At 77.0% G+C, this 5592-nt stretch carries 5 protein-coding genes and 1 pseudogene; 1 reads left to right on the top strand and 5 read right to left on the bottom strand.

Features of this window, described 5'->3' with window-relative positions; genetic code table 11:
- Positions 1-71: 71 nt before the first annotated feature.
- Genes HLB09_RS12215 through HLB09_RS12205 form a run of 3 tightly spaced genes read right to left on the bottom strand, consistent with a single transcriptional unit; the run spans position 72 to position 2879 of the window.
- Positions 72-230 (bottom strand): NAD(P)-dependent oxidoreductase, encoded by a 159-nt coding sequence (locus tag HLB09_RS12215; protein WP_171203638.1) that lies wholly within the window; start codon positions 228-230, stop codon positions 72-74.
- Between the two features lie 40 nt (positions 231-270).
- Positions 271-1158: a phosphoadenylyl-sulfate reductase gene (locus tag HLB09_RS12210; protein WP_171203637.1), complete on the bottom strand. Its 888-nt coding sequence runs from the start codon at positions 1156-1158 to the stop codon at positions 271-273.
- Positions 1155-2879, bottom strand: a complete 1725-nt coding sequence (locus HLB09_RS12205; RefSeq protein ID WP_171203636.1) for a nitrite/sulfite reductase — start codon at positions 2877-2879, stop codon at positions 1155-1157. Before HLB09_RS12205 ends, HLB09_RS12210 begins: the two co-directional genes overlap by 4 nt.
- Positions 2880-3051: 172 nt before the next feature.
- Between HLB09_RS12205 and HLB09_RS12200 the strand changes: the two genes are divergently transcribed.
- A complete protein-coding gene (locus HLB09_RS12200; RefSeq protein ID WP_171203635.1) occupies positions 3052-4131 on the top strand; it encodes a DNA topoisomerase IB in 1080 nt (359 codons plus the stop codon).
- A gap of 22 nt (positions 4132-4153) precedes the next feature.
- On the opposite strand, the gene HLB09_RS12195 is transcribed toward HLB09_RS12200, so the two are convergent.
- Both HLB09_RS12195 and HLB09_RS12190 read right to left on the bottom strand, forming a co-directional pair.
- Positions 4154-4723, bottom strand: a complete 570-nt coding sequence (locus HLB09_RS12195; RefSeq protein ID WP_171203634.1) for an NUDIX hydrolase — start codon at positions 4721-4723, stop codon at positions 4154-4156.
- Positions 4720-5592: pseudogene (locus HLB09_RS12190) on the bottom strand (hypothetical protein); the annotation flags it as partial. The gene HLB09_RS12195 and the pseudogene HLB09_RS12190, both read right to left, overlap by 4 nt.

The following is a 5592-nucleotide window of genomic DNA, read 5'->3' as shown; positions in this document are numbered from 1 at the left end:
CACCCGGACGTGCCGCTCCCCCTCGCCGTTCGCGAGGAACAGGTGTCCCGGGCCGTCCTGCGTGCCGATGTTCATGTACTTGCGCTGCTCGATGAAGCCCTCGGTCCCGAGGACCAGGCTGCGCCCGCCGCGAGCAGCCCGTCGACGCTGCGCGCGGCCACCGCGCCGCCGCCCACGACGACGACGCGGCGGCCCTCGACGCGCAGGGACAGCGGGAGGAGGTCGCTCACGCGCTGGAGCGTGCCAGCCGGAGCCCGCGCCGCGGGCGGCTCAGGTGTGGATCCCGCACTCGGTCTTGCCGAGCCCGGCCCAGCGGCCCGACCGCGGGTCGGCTCCGGGCTCGACCCGCTGGGTGCACGGGGCGCAGCCGATCGAGGGGAACCCGTCGAGCAGCAGCGGGTTGAGCAGGACGCCGTGCTCCTCGGCGTAGCCGACGAGCTCGTCCCACGACCACGCCGCGATGGGGTTGACCTTGACGAGCCCGTGCTTCTCGTCGAACTGGACGACCGGCGCCCCGGTGCGCGTGGAGGTCTCCTCGCGCCGCACGCCCGTGACCCAGGCGTCGTAGCCCGCGAGCGCCGCCCGCAGCGGCTCGACCTTGCGCATCGCGCAGCACAGCCCCGGGTCGCGGTCGTGCAGGCGCGCGCCGTACCGGGCGTCCTGCTCGGGCACCGTGAGGGCGGCCCGGACGTCGACGACGCGCACGTCCATCGTCTGCGCCACCGCGTCGCGCGTGCCGAGGGTCTCGGCGAAGTGGTAGCCCGTCTCGAGGAAGAGCACGTCCACACCGGGACGGGCGCGCGACGCCAGGTGCGGGAGGACGGCGTTGGCCATCGAGGAGGCCACCGCGACGCCGTCGCCGAGCTCCTCGGCGACCCAGCCGAGCACGGCGAGGGCGCCGTCGACGCCGCGGGCGTCGCCGAAGCGGCGCTGCCCCTCCTCGGCCAGGGCGCGCAGCTCGGCCTCCGTGCGGGTGCGCCGCCGCGCCGGCCCGGCCGCGGGCGCCTGCTCGTGGGCGACCTGCTCGGTGGCGGGGGCGACGTCCGGGTCCGTGCTGGGCCCGGACCCGACGCCGGAGGCGTCGCCGGGAGCGGCGCCGTGGCGGCGCGGCCGCGCCACGCCCCTGTCGGTGCCCCGCTCGACGCCCTGCGCGGTCATCGCAGCTCCTCCTCGTCGACCCGGTGGGCCCACGTCGCGAAGGTCTCGTCGCCGTCGCGGCCCGCGTCGTAGCGCCGGACGACCCGCTCGACGTACTCGACGAGGTCGTCCGCGGTGACCTTGAGGCCGCGCACGGTGCGTCCCAGCCCGGCCTCCTCCCGGTCCGCGGAGGCGAGCCCGCCCCCGAGGTGCACCTGGAAGCCTGGCACCTGCTCGCCGTCGTCGCCCGCGACGAGCTGGCCCTTGAGGCCGATGTCGGCGGTCTGGATGCGCGCGCAGGAGTTGGGGCAGCCGTTGACGTGCAGGCGCACCGGTGCCGGCAGGCCCGCCTGCACGTCGGCGAGGCGCTCGTCGAGCTCGGCGGCGGCGCGCGTCGCCGTGGCCTTCGTCTCGACGATGGCGAGCTTGCAGTACTCGATGCCCGTGCACGCCATCGTCGTGCGGCGGAAGAGGTTCGGCCGCGCCTCGAGGCCCAGGGCGGCGAGCCCGTCCACGACCTCCTCGACCTCGTCGGCCGGCACGTCGAGGACGACGAGCTTCTGGTGCGGTGTCAGCCGCACGCGGTGGCTGCCGTGGGCCTCGGCGAGGTCGGCGACGCCGGCGAGCACCTCGCCGCTGACCCGCCCCACCGACGGGGCGACGCCGACGTAGCGGCGCCCGTCCTTCTGCGGGTGGACGCCGACGTGGTCGCCGCTGCCGACGGGCGGCGGCGGCGGGGGGCCGTCGGGCAGCGCACGGTGGAGGTACTCGTCCTGCAGGACCTGCCGGAAGCGCTCGGCGCCCCAGTCCGCGAGGAGGAACTTCAGGCGCGCCTTGTTGCGCAGGCGGCGGTAGCCGTAGTCGCGGAAGACCTGGACCACCGCGTGCCAGACCTCGGGCACCTCGTCGGGGCGCACGAAGGCCCCGAGGCGCGAGGCCAGCCGCGCCGTCGTCGAGAGGCCGCCGCCGACGAAGAGGTCGTACCCGAGGCCGAGCTCGGGGTGCTCGACCGCGACGAACGAGACGTCGTTGATCTCGTGCACGACGTCCTGGCTCGGGTGGCCGGTGATCGCCGACTTGAACTTGCGGGGCAGGTTGGCCAGCTCGGGGTCGCCGATCCAGCGGCGCTGGATCTCCTCGATCTGCGGCGTGGGGTCGAGCAGCTCGTCGGCCGCCACGCCCGCCACCGGCGAGCCGAGGATGACGCGCGGGCAGTCGCCGCAGGCCTCCGTGGTCCAGAGCCCGACGGCCTCGAGGCGGCGCCAGATCTCCGGGACGTCCTCGATGCGCACCCAGTGCAGCTGGACGTTCTGCCGGTCGCTGATGTCGGCGGTGCCGCGGGCGAACTCGGTGGAGACGCCGGCGACGACGCGCAGCTGCTCGGTGGTGAGCGCCCCGCCGTCCACGCGCACGCGCATCATGAAGTACTCGTCCTCGAGCTCGTGCGGCTCGAGCTGCGCCGTCCGCCCGCCGTCGATGCCGGGCTTGCGCTGGGTGTACAGCCCCCACCAGCGCAGCCGGCCGCGCAGGTCGTCGGGGTCGATGCTCGCGAAGCCCTCCTTCGCGTACACCTCCTCGACCCGCCGTCGGACGTTGAGCGCGGGGTCGTCCTGCTTGAACTGCTCGTTGTGGTTGAGCGGCGCCGTGCCGTCGACCGCCCACTGGCCCTGGGGTCGGGCGGCGCGGGCGGGACGGGCCGGGCGCGCCGGCGCGCCGGCGGCGGCGGGGGGAACGGCGTTCATGGGCGGGCGTCCCTCGGGTCGACGGGCAGCGGAGCCTGCCGGGCGGCGGGCTCGAGCGAGCGGCTCCAGCAACCCCGCCAGCGTAAGCACCATTCCGACCGACTCACTTCAGGTCCAGCATCCGGGACCGCGCCGGCTCGCGCGCCGACCGGCGCCGCCCGACCATCGGGGCATGCCGCGCCTGCGCACGTCCTCCCCCAACGACCCGGGGTGGACCCGCGTGAAGCACGGGAAGGGCTTCCGGTACCTCGACGCGCTCGGCGAGCCGCTCGCCCCCGACGCGCGGGCGCGCTGCGCGGAGCTCGTCATCCCGCCCGCGTGGACGGACGTGTGGATCTGCCCGTGGCCCAACGGCCACATCCAGGTCGTCGGCACCGACGCCGCCGGGCGCCGCCAGTACCGCTACCACGACGAGTGGCGCCGCCAGCGCGACCGCGCCAAGCACGACCGGGTCCTCGAGGTCGCCGAGCGGCTGCCCGCGGCGCGCGAGCGCGTCGCCCGCGACCTGCGGCAGCCGGGCATGCCGCGAGAGCGCGCGCTCGCCACCGCCTTCCGGCTGCTCGACCTCGGCTTCTTCCGCATCGGCGGCGAGAGCTACGCCGAGGCGAACGGCAGCTTCGGCCTCGCCACCATCGAGAAGCAGCACGTGGGCGTCGAGGGCGACCAGATCGTCTTCGACTACGTCGCCAAGTCCGGCAAGGACCGGCACATCGCCGTCGCCGACGCCGACGTCATCGACGCCGTCCAGACGCTGCGCCGGCGCCGGGGGCCGCGCACGGACGACCTCCTGGCGTGGAAGGACCGCGCCGGCTGGCACGACATCACGAGCACCGAGATCAACGCCTACGTCAAGGAGGTCGTCGGCGGCGACGTCTCGGCCAAGGACTTCCGCACCTGGCACGCCACCGTTCTCGCCGCCGTGGCCCTCGCCGTCTCGACCAACGCGGCGACGTCGGCGACGGCGCGCAAGCGGGCCGTCAGCCGGGCCATGCAGGAGGTCTCCATGTACCTCGGCAACACCCCGACGGTCGCCCGCAGCAGCTACGTCGACCCGCGCGTCGTCGACCTCTTCGAGGACGGCGTGACCATCGAGAACGCGCTCGGGCTCCTCGGCGGTGACGTCGAGCCCGGCGAGCCCGCCACGCACGGCGACGTCGAGGCGGCCGTCCTCGCCCTCCTGCACGACGAGCCGGTGTCCGACCGCCGCGCCGCCCGCCAGGGGCGCCGGTCGCGCGAGCGCGCCGCCGCCTGAGGGGGTCGGGACGGCGCGGCCCTCACGGCTCGCCGCGGGCGAGGAGCCCGCGCGCGGCCGCCAGCGCCAGCGCGCCGAGGCTCAGGCCGTCGGCGACCTCGCCAGCGGCGACCGCCCCGACGAGACCGGCTCGGTCGAGCCACCTCAGCTCGGCGACCTCCTCGTCCTCGGGGCTGCCCGGCCCCACCACGTCGGCGAGCACCACGGCGACGCGCGCGCCGAGCAGCCCCGGGTCGGGGAGCACCTCCCCGACGACCTCGAGGCGCGCCGCGTCGAGCCCCGTCTCCTCGCGCAGCTCGGCCGCCGCGGTCACCAGGGCCTCGGCTCCGTGCGACCCGCCCCGGGGCAGCCCCCAGAGCCACGTGCCCAGGGGGTAGCTGTACGTCCGCACGAGCGCGACCCGGGCGTCCCAGCGGGCGACGAGCACGACCCCCCGGCCGACGGCGACGTGCTCGACGCGCACGTGCCGACCCGGGCGGCGCGAGCGACCCAGCTCGACGTCGTCGTCGTGCACGCGGACGCGGTCCCCGGCCCAGACGGTGCGCTCGCGGACCCGCCGGATGCCGGGCTGCTCCCCACCGACGTCCGTCACCGCCCCTCCCCCAGCACGAGGACCTCGCCCAGCGCCCGCGCCAGCCGTCGGCGCCGCGCCGCCCGGCCCGGGAGCGCGGCCGCGCGAGGGGCGAGGGCGTCCCCCGCGCTCAGGAGGGCGGCCGCCCCGGTGGCCGCCAGCACGGGCAGCTCCCAGGACACCAGCGTGGAGAGCGCCTCGAACGCCGCGGCACCCGCCAGGGGAGCGGCGCGGCGGACCGTGGAGGCGTCGAGGCGGAAGCCCCCGCGGCCGTCGGGCGAGGGGCGGACCGGTCCGCCGAGCACCCGGGAGAGCTGGTCGACGTGCTCCTCCAGCGCCCGCCGGGCCGCGTCGCCGTCGCCGGCGGCGAGAGCGGCGTCCAGCCCCCGGGCCGTCCGCCAGAACGGGGAGCCCGTCTCGGCCCGAGCAGCCACGACCTGCCCGAGCGCGGCCTCGAGGTCGCCCCGGAGGGCGGCGAGCAGGCCGGACCGGGCGGTGTCGCCGCCGTCGAGGACGACGTCGAAGTGGGGGCCGCCGCGCCCCGCGCGCCCGTCGTCCTCGCCCGTCCCCGGGGCGCCGCCGCGCGCGCCGAGAGCCAGACGCTGCGCCGCGCGCCGAGCGGCCGCCAGCTCGTCGTCCGCCGCGAGGGCCGTGCTCCAGGTGACGGGGACGGGGCCGACGGAGTCGGCGACCACGGCGGTGTAGAGCGTGTCGACGAGCTCGACGACCAGCGCCAGCTCGCGCTCGCCCCCCACGACCTCCACCACGGGCCGACCCCGCTCGTCCCCCGGCCACGGCGCCCCGCTCCGCAGGCGGCTGCGCTGGCGGAGCGTCGAGCCGACGTCGGGGCCCAGCGCCCGGAGGGCGGCCGCGAGCCGGGCGCCGGCCTC

Origin of the sequence: Pseudokineococcus marinus, assembly GCF_013004605.1 — a bacterium.
Lineage (GTDB): Bacteria > Actinomycetota > Actinomycetes > Actinomycetales > Quadrisphaeraceae > Pseudokineococcus > Pseudokineococcus marinus.
Note: the sequence above shows the minus strand (reverse complement) of the source record. Positions and strands in the feature narration are given on the sequence as shown.